The following is a 14648-nucleotide window of genomic DNA, read 5'->3' on the forward strand; positions in this document are numbered from 1 at the left end:
GTCTGCGACTCGCGCTGGACGGTCATCCCCTCCTTTGCCTCCAAGGCCTGGTGCAGGCCGTCGGAGTAGCGGCGGTCGGGCATGAGCCGGCCGGTGAACTCATCGACGATCATCACCCGGCCGTCCTTGACGATGTAGTCGCGCTCCTTCTTGAACAGGTGGAGTGCCTTGAGCGCCGTCTCCAGGTGATGCAGGGTGTCGGTCTGGTCGGGGGCGTACAGGTTGTCGATCGAGAGAGCCCTCTCCGCCTTGGCGATCCCGGCGTCGGTCAGGGTGATCCGCCGCGCCTCCTCGTCGATCTCGAAGTCCTGATCCTTCTTGAACGAGCGGGCGAGGCGCGCGAACTTGCGGTACTTATCGACGGTCTCCTCGGTCGAGCCGGAGATGATGAGCGGGGTACGCGCCTCGTCGATCAGGATGTTGTCGATCTCGTCGATGATCGCGTAGTCGAGCGGCCCCTGCACCTTCTGATCGACCGAGATCACCATGTGATCGCGCAGGTAGTCGAACCCGAACTGATTGTTCGTCCCGTAGGTGATGTCGGCCGCGTACGCGGCCTTCCGCTCTTCGATCCCCATCGACTCCTGGAGGAGACCGACCTTGAACCCGAGGAACTCGTAGATCGGGCCCATCCATTCCCGGTCGCGGCGGGCGAGGTAGTCGTTCACCGTGACGACGTGCACCTTGCCGTAGAGCGCGTTCAAAACAGCGGGAAGGGTGGCGACAAGGGTCTTCCCTTCGCCGGTCTGCATCTCGGCGATCTTGCGCTCGTCGAGGACGATCGCCCCCATGAGCTGGACATCGAACGGCCGCATCCCGACCGTGCGCTTTGCCACCTCGCGCACCACGGCGAACACCTCGGGGCGGAGCTCCTCACGCGGGACGCCCTCCGCCGCCCGGGTCCGGAATTCCTCCCCCTTTTGGCGCAGGGCCTCGTCCGACAGGGAAGAGACGTCCTTCTCCAGGGCGTTGATCTCCTCAACCAGCCGACGCAGCCGCTTGATCTGCTGGGCGTTCGTCTGGCCGAACAGGAAATCTATCCCGCGCTTGATTGTCTCAATCGCCATGGCTAATCACAGTTAGTATAGACATTCAACTCGACTATGCAAGTGAAATCTTCCAGATAGGGCATTGGCGGGGAACCTACGCGGAGTTAAGGACAATTCGCCGGGGACAAGCCTCGCCGCTGCAGAAGAAGGGATAACGTCGGAACCGGACCGGATGTGGAGTTTATGTGTAGGTCTGCACGATGATGAGAATCAACCGCACGATGATCAGGGCCCAGCCGACGCTGACGACGATCCACGCGAGTTTTTTGGCGACCATGGCTACGGCGAGGAAGATGGTGAGGATGGCGAGGAGGCCGATGGGATCGATCAACTCCGCTGGGATGGAGACCTCCTCCGGCAGGATCGTGGTGAGGAGCCGGACGATCCCCTCCCCGATCAGGTGGCCGATGCTGTAGATGAACGTGAGGAGTTGATCGGCGAGTGAGCGCGCCGATTCCGGGGTCGGTGCCTCCGTCTGTCCGAACACGGAGACGGAGGCGAGGGCGGTGATCCCACCCCCGACTTGCAGGATGCGGGGGAGGAAACCCGTCCCTCCCCCGGATTTCGTCCTACAGACCAAGGGCTTGCAATAACGCGGTGAAGTCGACATCGCCGTGCAGGACCTGGTCGAGGTTCGTCGCCCCCAGACTCCCGACAAGGGTGTTGAAGAAGTTGGCGATCCCCTCCGCCGGCGCAGACATGATGATCGGCATCAGCGACTGCTGCAGCGGCATCCCGAGCGACTCGGACAAAGCCGCGAAGTAGTCGGCGTTGTCGGCGAAGAACTTGGCGAACGCCTGCTGAAGCTGGTCGGGATGCTGTTCGCGCAGCCGGACGATCCCCTCTCCGAGGAGCTTGCCAAGTGCATCGAGGGTGGTGAAGTACGGAGTTCCGACCGGACCGCTCTCCCCGATCCATTGGATCAGGGCGGGCTTCGCCGCTGCCGGCTGCCAGTCAAGCTCGATCGTACCCGAGGCGGCAAGGGTGCCGCCGATGAAATCGAACGTGTCCCCACTGAGCTCCCCGCTTGCCGGGAGGTATCCCCCCACTTCTACTTTGTTCGTGATCGTCACCGGTTGATCGAACTCGATGTGCAGCCCGATGACGTTACTTCCGGTCGTGTTGGTGAACAACCCGACCGTGTAGTCACCCGCCGGGTAGAGCGCAACGCTCACCCCGCCGGCGAACGCGACCACACCGATCAACAACACTGCTCCGATCACCGCTCCAACGTACCTTCCCTTCACCATGAAAAACCTCCTTGCATGAACAAAGTTTATCCCATTCTAGCCATTATCCTTCCCGTGGGCAACGAGGCCGGCCCCGAGGAGAGCATCGCCGAGGCGGAGATCGGCTTCGGTCGTGAGTTTGATGTTCGTCACCTCCCCAGGGACGACGGCAACCTTTCCCCCGGCCGCGAGGACGGCACCGGCGTCGTCGGTCACCGTCTCCCGCGTCCCTGCAAGCGCGGCGACAATGAGCTCGCGGCGGAATCCCTGTGGGGTCTGCATCCGCATCAGGCCGCTACGGGGCACCTGCTCCGGACGGAGGAAGCCGTCCGGATCGGAGTAGCGCATCGTATCTGTAGTCGGGATGACTGGAACGCACGCCCCGTGCTGGGCGGTGCACTCGACCACCCGGGTGATCAGTCGTGGGCTCGGGAACGGGCGGGCAGCGTCGTGGATCAGCACAAGCTCACCGTCCACTGCCTCGACACCGGCCCGGGCCGAGTCCTGCCGCCGCTCCCCTCCGGTGACGATCCGAGCGCTGATTCCAAGCCCTTCAGCGATCCGCGCTGCGGTCGTCTCTTCCCCAGCCCGCACCACGATCACGATCTCCTGCACCGCCGGGACGCACGCGAACGCGGTCAACGAGTAAGAGAGGACTGGAGCCCCCGCGAGGGGGAGATAGACCTTGTTCCCATCCGCTCCCATCCGCTCCCCCCGGCCGGCGGCGAGGATTACCGCGCTTACCATCTACTTCGTCGTTGCAGTCTGGGTTAGCTGCTTGAGGTCGGTCCCGTCCGGATTGATCGAGTAGATCTCCCACGCGCCGGTGCGGTTGGAGTTGAACAGGATCCTTCCGTCCACCCCCCACTGCGGGTTGACATCATCTTTCTCGTTCGTGGTCAAGCGGGTGACGTTCTTCGTCGCCAGGTCCATCACGTACAGGTCGACGTTCTTGTCCCGGTTGGAGATAAAGACGATCGCTGTCCCGTCCGGGGACCAGCTCGGCGACCAATCGTCCACCTCGTTCTTGGTGAGCTGCTCCACCTGACCGGTGGAGACATCACGCAGGTAGATCTCGAACCCCTTATCGCCAGGGGACTCAAATGCGATCTTCGTCCCGTCCGGCGACATGACCGGTTCCCAGTTGGTCAATGCCGGCCCTTTCTGGAACAGCGAACAACCACCGAGGATGATCCCGACTCCGATGAGGAAGATTGCGATGATGATTCCCTTCTTCACGCTCGATTCTCCTTTTTCATTTTTCCCATCTCGGGGTCTCCCCCGCCGGCTCCACAAACAGCATCCTCCCTGCTTCCGTCTGGAGGGTGCTCTTGACCATCGCCTTGATCTTGCGACCGATGTGGCGGCGGCCGTTCTCCACCACGACCATCGTCCCATCGTCGAGATAACCGACCCCCTGACCGATCTCCTCACCGCGGTCGATCACCTCGACGGTGATCTCCTCCCCGGGGATGAACCGGGGCTTCACCGCGTTGGCAAGCTCGTTGATGTTGAGGATCTTCACCCCTTCCACCTGGGCGACCCGATTCAGATTGTAGTCGGTGGTCACAAGGGCTCCACCATCATCCTTGACCAAGTGGATCAGCTTCCGGTCCACCTCCCGCACGTGGGGATAGTCTTTGGAGATGACGCGGATGCGGACGGTATCGTCCTGCATCAAACTGCGCAGCACCTCCAACCCGCGTCTCCCTTTGCGCCGGCGCAGGCTGTTGGCGGAATCGGCGATCCCCTGCAGCTCGGAAAGGACGAACTCGGGCACGATCAATTCCCCCTCGAGAAAACCGGTGCGAACGAGATCCCCGATTCGCCCGTCGATGATCACGCTCGTGTCCAGGACCTTCCGGGCGGCGGAGTCGTTCTTGTGCAGGCGCTGTGCCGCACGGGCCTTGGCGCTCCCCACCGGATACAGGGGACGGTCGAACGCGCTCCCGATCCGCGCCCCGAGGAACAGGCTGCCGGCGAGGACGCACCCTTGGGCGATGTGGGCACCGACGGAGCCGCCGAACGCGAGTGCGATCGCTGCAATCAACACCCCACCGGCCATGGTGGTGATCGCCCCGAGGAAGAGTCCGTTCATGAGCCGGGTCACCGCCCCGTCCGATTTCAGGGCGCGCTCGATCCCCTTCCAACCGTACCAGATTCCGGCTCCGATGATCCCGCCGGCGAGGGTACCGAAGATGAGTCCAGTCCCGACACGGGGGATCGCGCCGAGCGGGGGGATGAGCCCGTGCGCCGCCGCCACCGCTCCTCCCGCTGCCGCTAACCCGAGCACGAATAATAACATGCCAACCATAATAACACCTCCGGAGGAGCCGCGTTGCACGTCTCCCCATAAACTACGTTCAACGTTGATTATATACAGTGCTTGACTTTAAGGCAAGATTCTGCTATTCTATAGGGAGAAATCGGCTGTTCTTTAAGTGATGGGGGGGAGGACGCTGGGGGCTACGTGGACCGTACGTGACGTTCTGAACTGGACGCGGACGTATTTCAAAGAAGCCGGGATCGTACAACCGCGCCTGGAAGCGGAGATTCTCCTTGCTCATACGCTCTCGGTCGACCGCCTTCATCTTTACCTTGCGCCCGATCGGCCGTTATCACCGGAAGAACGGGCACGGTACCGCGAGGTCGTCAAGAAGCGCAGGCAAGGAACTCCTCTCCAGTACCTCATCGGAGAGGTGCAGTTTCTCGGGCTGAGGTTCCGGGTGCGACCCGGAGCGCTCATCCCCCGCCCAGAGACCGAGGAGATGGTGATGCGGGCCCTGCGCCTCCTCCCCCGCGATCAGGACACCGCCTGCCTCGACCTCGGGACCGGTTCAGGCGTGATCGGGGTCTGTCTTGCCAAGTACCTCCCCCGCGTTTCGGTCACCGCGGTCGATGTTTCGACGGAAGCGCTGGAGCTTGCAAAGGAGAACGCCGATCTAAATGGGGTATCCGATCGGATCGAGTTCCTGCAGAGCGACTGGTTCGAGCGGGTGGAGGGGAAGTTCGATCTGATCGTCTCCAATCCACCCTACGTACCCCGTGAGGCTATGCCTTCCCTCCCCCCGGAGGTGCGGGCCCACGAACCGAAGATCGCCCTCGACGGAGGGGAGGGAGGAGTGGAGGAGATCTCCCGGATCATTGCCGCCGCCGGGGCGCACCTGCGCCGCAATGGATACATCCTTCTCGAGATCGGGGATGGACAGGGAGAGGCGGTGAGCGCCCTCGCCGCTGACGCTGGATTTACCGGAACGAAGGTGGAGCATGATCTTTCCGGAAAGGAGAGGTTCGTGATCGCGCGATGTCCGTGATGATCCAGGTCTCGGAGCTGAACTTCTCGACCGAAGAGGGGATAAAGGTCCTCGAGGACGTGCACCTGCGTGTCGATCAAGGGGAGATGGCGTTCCTCGTCGGGCCGCAGGCGGCGGGAAAGTCGGTGCTTCTCGGGCTTCTCGCCGCCAGGATTCGACCGCAATCGGGCCAGCTCCTCGTCTGCGGGCGGAACGTGGCCCGGCTGACGCGGCGTAAGGCGGCGGAATTTCGGCGCAGGATCGGGTTCCTCCCTCAGGATTTCACCCCGCTGCCGAAGACTGTCCTCGAGAACGTGACGTTCAAGCTGCGTGCCCTCGGGAACTTCCGCGAGCAGGCCGAGGAAAAGGCCCTGGCCGCCCTCGATCAGGTCGGGCTGACCTCGAAGCTCAACGAGTCCGGGGATGAGCTGGAACCGGTCGACCGGGTCAGGCTCGGCCTGGCGATCGCCCTGTGCAACGAGCCGCTCCTCCTGCTGTGTGATGAACCGTTCCTCGGACTGGATGAGGAAGGGACTGAGGCGATCGCCTCCCTGCTCATCCAGTTGCACTCGCATGGACTGACGGCCCTCATCGCCACCCGCGGCCCGCTCCCCGCTTCCCTCTCCGGCTACCGTCGTATCTCCCTCATCGACGGGAAGGTGGTGGGGGGATGAGCCCGGGGGTCTTCATCTTCCGGGAGCTCCTCGGCGCAGTGCGGGGGAAGGCCGCCGGACTCATCCTGGGGATGATCGGACTTTTGTTCGCGTTCCTCGCCATCTTCTCCTGTTTCTTTGTCCTCGGGACCTCGGACGGCTCCTCCACCGGGGTGAGCTCGTCGGCCAAGGCCGTGACGTGCTACATTTCTCCCAAGCTTTCGGTGGATGAGGTGCAGGGGCTGTACCGCGGGATCCTTGCGCGCGATGACGTCGCTGCGGTCACCTACGTGTTCGCCGCGGAGATCTCCCCCGACCGGCCCGGGGGGGCGTTTTTGGTGCGACCGACTGATTCCGGGGACGTGAACGCCCTGGTCGAGGCACTGCGAACCCTCTCCGGGGTGACGGAGGTAGACGCGGGAGGAGCTACCGGAGAGGAGATCCACCTCTCAACTCCGGTACGAATCGGCCTCCTTATCGGGCTCCTCGTGACCGGCCTTGCCAGCTTGCTCGTGGGGCGGATCGCGTTTTTGGAGCTCCTGCGCAATTTTTCCCCTGAGCTCAATCTCCTCCACCTCTCCGGGACCCCGGATTGGTCGGTACAAGCGCCGGTGGTCTGGCTCGGGATCGCGGCCGGCGTCGTGGCCAGCTTGATCCTGATCGTCGTCCTTTATGCCCTACACGCCTCGGCCCTCTCCGGTGCGGCCCCAGCGGCCGCGGCTGGCCTCCTCCACCAGGGACGGGTCCTCACCGCGGCGCTACTCAGTCTCCTCCTCGGGATCATCATGGGCGGGCTATGCGGCGGGCTCGGCGCGGGCCTTCTCTCCTCCCGATTCTCCGACTACTCGTAACGGAGGGCGTCCACTACCGGGAGTTTGGCCGCGCGGCGAGCCGGCATCCAACCGGCGAACGCTCCGAGCAGGAACGAGAACGCCAGGGTCGAGATTATGAGAAGGGGGCTGGCCACGGTGTGAATCTCGACGTTGAAATAGCCACGGATCACGGCTGCAACGACGCTGCTCAGTCCGAGCCCGAAGATCACCCCGACGATCCCCCCGACCAATCCCATCAGGCCGGATTCGATCAGGAAGATCATCAGGATCTGTCCCCGCCGGGCGCCGATCGCCTTCATCACCCCGATCTCCCGTGTCCGCTCGAGCACGGCGGTGTACATCGTGTTCATCACCCCGACCCCGCCGACGAGGAGGGATATCCCGGCGATCCCGGCGAGAAACCCGCTCACCGAACCCATCACCGTGCTGATCTGCCGATTGATGTCGGAATAGGTGACAGTGGACACATCCTTGTCGCCGGCGTCCCTGAGGGCGTTCTTGACCCGGTCGGCCACCTCGTCGACGTCCGCCCCATTGGCCGTCTTGACCAGGGTGAGGAGGACCTTGTCGCTCTTCCCGAACAGCTCGTCCATCTGCGCAAACGGCACGAAGAGCGTATCCGCGTTCCCGCTCTTGCCCAGTCCAAAGCTGAACCCCCCGGAATCGTGCGACGGTGCGAAGATCCCGATCACCCTGAACGGATGGTTCTCGATCTCCACCGTCGTTCCGAGGGTTGCATGCAGCTGGGAGGCGGCCTTGCTCCCGAGGATGACGACATCGCGCTCCCCGGGGGTGAAGAACCGCCCGCCGGGCTCGAAGTTCACGTCCCCGAGGAATGACTTGAACTCGGTGACCAGCGTGGGAGAGAGCCCGGTCACCGGGAGGAACCCCTGCACCGACTTCCCGCCGACGGTAGGGCCCTTGACGAACCCCGACTCGGACCGGACCGCCGCCACCGCTGTCACTCCCGGCACCTGTTCGATCACGTCCAGGTCAACGCTGATCTCCTCGGTTGTGCCACGGCGGGACTGAAACGCCTCCTTTCCCACGATGAGGAACGAGTTGTACCCGAACACATTCTCCACCTGCTGGGTGATGCTTCGCTCCAGTCCGAGCCCGATCGAGATCAGGGCGACAACAGCGGTGATCCCGATGAATACCCCGATCACGGTCAGCCAGCTGCGCAACTTTCGGTGCATTATCCCCCGCGCCGAGAGGAGGAAGAAGTCCTTAAACATTCGCCACCTCCTCGATCACGCGGCCGTCCTTGAGCCTGACGATCCGATCGGCGATTGCCGCTGCTTCTGGGTCATGGGTCACGATGATCACCGTCTTTCCATCCTCCTGCCTGAGCTCCTGTAACAGGTCCAGGATCACCGCTCCGCTCTCCGAGTCCAGGTTCCCGGTCGGCTCGTCGGCGAGGATGATTCCCGGATCGTTCGCCAATGCGCGGGCGATCGCCACCCGCTGCCGCTCGCCCCCGGAAAGCTCGTTCGGGCGGTGGTGCGCACGATCACTCAGCCCGACCCGGTCCAGCAGCCCTTGCGCCCGGGCCGCCCGCGCCGATCTCGGAACCCGCTGAAAGATCATGGGGAGCTCGACGTTCATCTGCGCGGTCAGGGTTGCAACGAGGTTGAACGTCTGGAACACAAACCCGATCCTGGTCCCGCGCAGGCGGGTCAGCTCCCGCTCCGGCAGGGTGGTAATGTCCGTCCCGTCGATAAGAGCCCGTCCGGAGTCCGGGGTGTCGAGCGCTCCGAGGATGTGAAGCAGGGTCGATTTCCCGGAGCCGGACGGCCCCATCACCCCGAGGATCTCCTCCTTGCGGACCACGAGGTCGATCCCGCGTAGGGCACGGACGATCGTCTTGCCTAATCGGTAGTTGCGGGTGACCCCCTCCAGCCGCAGGACCTCTTCCTCCATCATCCCTCCGTGACGGAGTAGGAGGTGAGCTCGAGGAGAAAGGTGACCTCCCAGCCGGAGCCATGGCGCTCCTCCACCTTGATGAGGGGCGCGATGAAGACCGGCTTTTCGCGCGAGAAGGCGAGGGTGGTCCTGGTATCCGGGTGGTCCGGATCGGTGTAGGTACCGATCAGACACGGGATCCCGGCGATATCTTGTTCCGCGGTGGCGTGGAAGCTCCCACCTCCGGGGAGGACGTAATCCTCCCCGACCGCCAACACGTCGCGGTGGGAGAGGAGGGCGGAGATCGGGCCGAAGTCGATGTCCGTCCCGCCGGAGCGAACGGTGGTCATCCCGAACATGAAGCCGAACAGGCTGAGTTGATCCGGGGTGCCGGTCGATTCGGCGGTCATCCGCACCCGGTACCGCCCGTCGGGGAGCCCGGTGACGGTGAGCTCCAGGGTCTGGGGATCAGGCAGGTCGGCCGTCGTTATCCGATAGGTCATCTCCGTTGTTCCAACTGGAAAGTCGGAGAGCTCGTTCTGCCCGTACGCCGCTCCAAAAGCGAGAATGACAACCGAAACAGCGAGTAACGCTACCTTGCATCTCGTCACAGTGATACCTCCTTGGGTCCGCATAAGTGCACGGCTAAGGGTAGTTGACCGGCGTGCCCGAATCAAGCGGGAACAGAAGCGATGCTGGCTTCGGATAGGAGGAGAGGGCGGAGGTGGCAGTGGCGATGTCGGCGGAGATCTGCCGCCGCAGGGCGGTGATCGATGGGAACTTGCGGTCGTCGCGCAATCGGGCAAGGGGGCGCACCTCGATCGTCATACCGGTGAGATCGCGGTCGGGGGGGGACAAAAGATGAAGCTCGAATCGAAGTTCGTCCCCGGCCAGCGTCGGCCGGTCCCCGATGTAGAGAAGGCCCGGTCCCTCTCCTTCCTCCCAGAAGGCGTATGCCAGATAGATCCCGGCTTGCGGCCGAACGAGCTCAGGCTGAGGGGATATGTTGGCGGTGGGATACCCGATCTTCGTCCCGATCCGATCACCGGGAACCACCCGCCCGGTCAGGAGCGGGGGGCGGCCGAGGAGCCTTCCGGCCTCCTTCACCTCCCCCGCCCGGATCAGGGTGCGGATGCGGGTGCTGCTCACCGGGGCCCCGGCGATGATCACCGGTGGGACGGTGATGACCGCGAACCCGTATTCCCGCCCCAAGGCAGCGAGCAGGGTCGGGTCTCCTTCCCTTCCCCGTCCGAACCGGAATCCCTCTCCGATCACTACCGCCTGCACCTTCAGCCTTTCAACGAGGATGCGTTCTGCAAACTCGCGCGGGGAAAGGGCGCGCACCCGGGAAAACTCTCCCGGGACGATGCGCTCCACGTACTTCCGCAAGAGCTGTTCCTTCACCCCCCGGGGCAGAATGAGGTGGGGGCCGGAGTCCCCAAACCGGGGTGGAAACGGGAATGCGTACGCGACCCCATCCAGCCCATCCTCGCGCGCGATCCGCGCCACTTCGGCGAGGATCGCCTGGTGGCCGCGGTGAACCCCATCGAACGTCCCCACTGTAACCACTGTCGCATTCATCTCCACTGGATTTTACCCACAAGCCGCCTCCCTTGCCTCCGCGCGGAGAAGGCGCTAAATTCTCCCGGTCAAATTCGAGGAGGTTTATCATGAACGAAGTGGAGAAAGTCGCAATCATCGGCGGGGGAAACCTGGGGACAGCGATCGCTAGGGGGCTTGTGGCGGCAGGGAAGCTCCCCCCGGCCCGGATCGCGGTAACCCGCCGCACCGTCCGCCTGCTCGACGGATTACGGGCTGAGGGGTTCGAGGTCAGCGGCGACAATGCGGCAGCGGCGCGCGGCGCTGGGGTCGTGTTTGTGACCGTCCGCCCGCATCAGCTGAACGCCGTCCTCGAGGAACTCCGCCCGGTCCTTGAACCGGAGCAGGTCGTAGTTTCCACCGTCTCCAACGCCCCCCTCGCTAAGATAAAGGACAAGCTCGGAGGGAAGATCCCGGTGATCCGGGCGATGCCGAACATCGCGGTGTCGGTGCGCGAGTCGATGACCTGCCTCGCTCATGACCCGGACGTACCGGCGGCTGCGGCGGCCCTGGTCAAGGACCTGTTCGACGGGCTCGGGGAGACGGTGTTCATCGCTGAGGAGCAGATGACCCCGGCGACTGCTCTGTGCGCCTGCGGGATTGCGTTCTTCCTCCGCGCCATTCGCGCCGCTTCCCAGGGAGGAGTACAGGTCGGATTCCATGCTGGTGAAGCGATCCGACTGGCCGCTCAGACCGCCAAGGGAGCGGCGGAGCTCCTCCTCGCCGGTAATGCCCACCCGGAGATGAAGATCGATGAGGTTACCACTCCACAAGGGATCACGATCGAGGGGTTGAACGAGATGGAGCATCACGGATTCAGTTCGGCGATGATCCGCGGGATCGTCACCTCGGCGGAGAAGGCGACGAACCTATACCGGAACAACGGAGGGGATGATGCCTGAGCCAGTGAAGCGGAGGATCGGGAATACCGACCTCGTCGTCCTCCAAGGGGACATCACTGAACAGGCGACCGATGCGATCGTCAACGCGGCGAACTCCGGGCTGCGCGGTGGTGGCGGGGTCGACGGGGCGATCCACCGCGCCGCCGGACCGGTGATCGATGATGAGTGCCGGGAATACGTGCGGAAGCACGGGAAGCTCCCGCCCGGGAAGGCGATGTGGACCCATGCGGGAAACCTCCCGGCAAAGTACGTCATCCACACGGTAGGGCCGATCTACCGGAACGATGAGGTTTCAGCTCCGGTGTTGGCAAGCGCGTACCGGGAGTCCCTCCTCCTTGCCGAGAAGCTGGGATTGGAGAGCGTATCGTTTCCGGCGATCAGTACCGGTGTGTACGGCTACCCCGTTGAGAAAGCGGCCGCCGTTGCGGTCAGGGCGATCGTCGAGCACCTGCGGCCCGGCTCCCCGCTCAAGTTGGTTCAACTCGTCTGCTTCACCGATGCCGCCTTCGCAGCGTTCCAAAAGGCGGTGGAGGCCATCTGCGGGAATGCTCACTGAGGAAGTGCATCTTGTAATGAGCCAGAAATTCGCTTCCCCATCTCCTCCGCACCGGCCTCGCCCAAAAGAAAAAGTAGGGTTGGTCTTGCAACCCAACAGTTAGATGGTTTCTAGCTTAACGTGACCTGCCCTGATTTATCGTTGGTTGGATTCTAACCGGCGCAGCGGGTAGAATGAGACTCGGTCGTTACGATCGGCTCTCGCGTGATATGTTGCCATAGTGATCTTCCGGGGGCTTAAGTGTCGTAATAACACAATGCTCATTCAACCGGAGGTCAGATGCGCAACATCAGTTCAACATGGATGGTTAAAGCAATACTACTTGTCGCTGCCCTCGGCGTGGTTACGCTCACCGGGTGTGACCTTCTCGACCAGCTCTTCGGCGGGACCCCGCCCAGCGGCGGAACAGGTGACGCGCCCACAGCGGTGATAACCGCCCGAATTGCTGATCAGATGGTGGACAGGGGTGACAATCCGGACCACCGCCCACCGATATCCTACGTGTTCAGCGCTCTTGACTCACTCGATAAGTTCGGCGACCCGATCAGGCGGGGAATTCAAGAAGTGGCGTGGGACTTCAGCGATGGTGGTACCCGCGGGTTCGAGTGGAACGATTACACCACCCGACATCTCTACTACGAGGAGGGGACCTACACTGTGACCCTAACCGTACGCGAGCCGGAGACCTACGGCAATGCGACGGACACGGCACAGAAGACAATCACCATCGGTCCCGGATGGCTGAAGATCGACAGCGTGACGACGACTCCCCGCCAAGATGGGCAGTTCAACGTCACAATCGCCGTGCATAATCAGAGCAACCAGGCGCTGAAGCGAATCGCGGTCGCATTGCTCGATGACAACGGAGGGACGGCGCGGGGAGCCGATGTAACATTGGAAACCCCGCTCGCTCCGAACGGGGCGTATACGTTCACAACCGTGATCGGCGGCTGGACAGGTACGCTTCGTGCTATCCCGTTGTGGTGCTATCCTCCTTCAGCTGGATAAAAGCATCCGTTTTACTAAAACCCGTTGATCGGAGTCGATAAGGATATCCTGACGCGCGTTACTGCGGGAAGTCACTACCTGGGTATTTGCTCTTCAACACTCGGGTGAAGATCACTCGTCACGACCACATCTTTCCCGGCCAAGTCCCATCTCCTGGCGCACCAAGACGCCCCCCTTGACAATCGCGTGTTTCTCTGCTAGGATGCTTCCTGGCAGAACAGGAGGAGCAGGAATGACGTATATCTCTAACCTGGAGGTGAGTGGGTCTAGCAGCAATTTATTCGGTTACTTTATGACGATTTGGGCCGAGTAATACACCGAGTTGGTGTTTACTCGACCCGGTGAAACCGAAAGCCGAAAGGCTTGCGGTTTTTTTATTGTGAGGTGGTAACGATGCTAGAAGTTGAAAACCTCTCGAAGTGGTTTGGTGGGCTGCGGGCGGTGGACGGTTGCTCGTTCACCGTCCGCGGCGGAACGATCACCGGCTTGATCGGGCCGAATGGAGCCGGTAAGACAACAGTGTTCAACCTCCTTACCGGTTTCCTCCGCCCGGACAAGGGGCGGGTCAGGTTCAAGGGCGATGACATCACCGGCCTTCCTCCCTATCAAGTATTCCGCAGGGGCATCGCACGTACGTTTCAGATCCCGCGCGAGTTCAAGGAGATGACGGTCCTGGAAAACCTGATGCTCGTCCCGTGGGGGCAGCTCGGGGAGCGGATCCTCTATCCGTTCCTCCGTCCGGCTGGGGTGGCGCGACAGGAGGGACTGATCCGGGTGCGGGCGATGGGAGTGCTCGAGTTTCTCGGGCTCGACAAGCACGCTGACGACCCGGCCGGGAGCCTGTCCGGAGGGCAGAAGAAGCTCCTCGAGCTCGGAAAGGCGCTGATGAGCGAGCCGCAGCTCGTGATGCTCGACGAACCCGGGGCCGGGGTGAACCGCACCCTGCTCAAGTCGATCGCCGCCTCGATCGAGCGGGTGAGCGAGGAGCTGGGGACGACCTTCCTGCTGATCGAACATGATATGGACTTCGTGATGCGGCTGTGCGACCCGGTGATCGTGATGAGTGAAGGGCGAAAACTGACGGAGGGGACCCCGACCGAGGTGCAACGGGACCCCGAGGTCCTCGAGGCCTATCTCGGAGGGCAGTATGTCGCTGTTGAAGGTTGAGGGGGTGACGAGCGGCTACGGGGACATGGAAGTCCTCCACGACGTCTCGATCGAGGTCGATTCCCAAGAGATCGTCACCATCATCGGCCCAAACGGGGCAGGAAAATCAACCTTGATGAAGACGATCTTCGGCCTCCTCACCCCGACCGCCGGGCGGATCGAGTTCGGCGAACGCGACATCACCGGGATGCCGCCGGATAAGATCGTCCGACTCGGGATGGCTTACGTCCCCCAGGTGGAGAACGTATTCCCTTCCCTTACCGTGCAGGAGAACCTGGAGATGGGGGCGTTCATCCGCACCGACGATTTCTCCGATCGGATCGAGGAGATCTATTCCCTGTTTCCCCCCCTGCGGCGACGGCGGAATCAACGGGTGGGGAAGATGAGCGGGGGAGAGCGACAGATGGTGGCGATGGGGCGAGCGTTGATGCTCGATCCGCGGCTTCTCATGCTC

General features: G+C 62.8%; 18 protein-coding genes. 8 read left to right on the top strand and 10 right to left on the bottom strand.

The window, feature by feature from the left end; genetic code table 11:
* The 6 genes from J7J55_05810 to J7J55_05835 all read right to left on the bottom strand — a co-directional run.
* Window positions 1–1067, bottom strand: a 1067-nt coding sequence (locus tag J7J55_05810) for a preprotein translocase subunit SecA (protein MCD6142215.1), incomplete at its 3' end; no start/stop codon positions are given.
* A 163-nt stretch (window positions 1068–1230) separates the two neighbouring features.
* Window positions 1231–1629, bottom strand: a complete 399-nt coding sequence (locus tag J7J55_05815; protein MCD6142216.1) for a hypothetical protein — start codon at window positions 1627–1629, stop codon at window positions 1231–1233.
* Window positions 1619–2299 carry a hypothetical protein gene (locus J7J55_05820; GenBank protein MCD6142217.1) on the bottom strand — a complete coding sequence of 227 codons (681 nt, stop codon included), beginning with the start codon at window positions 2297–2299 and terminating at the stop codon, window positions 1619–1621. Before J7J55_05820 ends, J7J55_05815 begins: the two co-directional genes overlap by 11 nt.
* Window positions 2300–2335: 36 nt before the next feature.
* A complete protein-coding gene (ispD, locus tag J7J55_05825; GenBank protein ID MCD6142218.1) occupies window positions 2336–3025 on the bottom strand; it encodes a 2-C-methyl-D-erythritol 4-phosphate cytidylyltransferase in 690 nt (229 codons plus the stop codon).
* Window positions 3026–3517, bottom strand: a complete 492-nt coding sequence (locus J7J55_05830) for a PD40 domain-containing protein (protein ID MCD6142219.1) — start codon at window positions 3515–3517, stop codon at window positions 3026–3028.
* A 16-nt stretch (window positions 3518–3533) separates the two neighbouring features.
* Window positions 3534–4592 (bottom strand): TRAM domain-containing protein, encoded by a 1059-nt coding sequence (locus J7J55_05835; protein ID MCD6142220.1) that lies wholly within the window; start codon window positions 4590–4592, stop codon window positions 3534–3536.
* Between the two features lie 130 nt (window positions 4593–4722).
* On the opposite strand from J7J55_05835, the gene prmC reads away from it, so the two are divergent.
* From prmC to J7J55_05850, 3 genes are read left to right on the top strand one after another with little or no spacing between them, the layout of a single operon-like run.
* On the top strand, window positions 4723–5592 hold the full coding sequence (gene prmC, locus J7J55_05840; protein ID MCD6142221.1) for a peptide chain release factor N(5)-glutamine methyltransferase: 870 nt from the start codon (window positions 4723–4725) through the stop codon (window positions 5590–5592).
* Entirely contained in the window at window positions 5583–6245 is a 663-nt protein-coding gene (locus J7J55_05845; GenBank protein MCD6142222.1) for an ATP-binding cassette domain-containing protein, read from the top strand. Before prmC ends, J7J55_05845 begins: the two co-directional genes overlap by 10 nt.
* Complete coding sequence (locus tag J7J55_05850; GenBank protein MCD6142223.1) at window positions 6242–7075, top strand: hypothetical protein; 834 nt, start codon at window positions 6242–6244, stop codon at window positions 7073–7075. The genes J7J55_05845 and J7J55_05850 overlap by 4 nt, the downstream gene beginning before the upstream one ends.
* Here J7J55_05850 and J7J55_05855 read toward each other — a convergent pair.
* From J7J55_05855 to ribF, 4 genes are read right to left on the bottom strand one after another with little or no spacing between them, the layout of a single operon-like run.
* Window positions 7066–8295 (bottom strand): ABC transporter permease, encoded by a 1230-nt coding sequence (locus tag J7J55_05855; GenBank protein ID MCD6142224.1) that lies wholly within the window; start codon window positions 8293–8295, stop codon window positions 7066–7068. The two genes, J7J55_05850 and J7J55_05855, sit on opposite strands and share 10 nt — an antisense overlap.
* Window positions 8288–8980: an ABC transporter ATP-binding protein gene (locus tag J7J55_05860; GenBank protein ID MCD6142225.1), complete on the bottom strand. Its 693-nt coding sequence runs from the start codon at window positions 8978–8980 to the stop codon at window positions 8288–8290. Before J7J55_05860 ends, J7J55_05855 begins: the two co-directional genes overlap by 8 nt.
* Entirely contained in the window at window positions 8980–9573 is a 594-nt protein-coding gene (locus tag J7J55_05865; GenBank protein MCD6142226.1) for a hypothetical protein, read from the bottom strand. Before J7J55_05865 ends, J7J55_05860 begins: the two co-directional genes overlap by 1 nt.
* Window positions 9574–9607: 34 nt before the next feature.
* A complete protein-coding gene (ribF, locus tag J7J55_05870) occupies window positions 9608–10543 on the bottom strand; it encodes a riboflavin biosynthesis protein RibF (protein MCD6142227.1) in 936 nt (311 codons plus the stop codon).
* Between the two features lie 89 nt (window positions 10544–10632).
* On the opposite strand from ribF, the gene proC reads away from it, so the two are divergent.
* From proC to J7J55_05895, 5 genes are all read left to right on the top strand, one after another.
* The gene (gene proC / locus J7J55_05875; protein MCD6142228.1) at window positions 10633–11463 is read left to right on the top strand and encodes a pyrroline-5-carboxylate reductase; all 831 of its coding nucleotides are present in this window, start codon (window positions 10633–10635) and stop codon (window positions 11461–11463) included.
* On the top strand, window positions 11456–12019 hold the full coding sequence (locus J7J55_05880) for an O-acetyl-ADP-ribose deacetylase (protein ID MCD6142229.1): 564 nt from the start codon (window positions 11456–11458) through the stop codon (window positions 12017–12019). Before proC ends, J7J55_05880 begins: the two co-directional genes overlap by 8 nt.
* Window positions 12020–12298: 279 nt before the next feature.
* Complete coding sequence (locus J7J55_05885) at window positions 12299–13027, top strand: PKD domain-containing protein (GenBank protein MCD6142230.1); 729 nt, start codon at window positions 12299–12301, stop codon at window positions 13025–13027.
* A 393-nt stretch (window positions 13028–13420) separates the two neighbouring features.
* The gene (locus J7J55_05890; protein ID MCD6142231.1) at window positions 13421–14194 is read left to right on the top strand and encodes an ABC transporter ATP-binding protein; all 774 of its coding nucleotides are present in this window, start codon (window positions 13421–13423) and stop codon (window positions 14192–14194) included.
* Window positions 14175–14648, top strand: a 474-nt coding sequence (locus J7J55_05895; protein ID MCD6142232.1) for an ATP-binding cassette domain-containing protein, incomplete at its 3' end; no start/stop codon positions are given. The genes J7J55_05890 and J7J55_05895, both read left to right, overlap by 20 nt.

The organism is Candidatus Bipolaricaulota bacterium, from assembly GCA_021159055.1.
Lineage (GTDB): Bacteria > Bipolaricaulota > Bipolaricaulia > UBA7950 > UBA9294 > S016-54.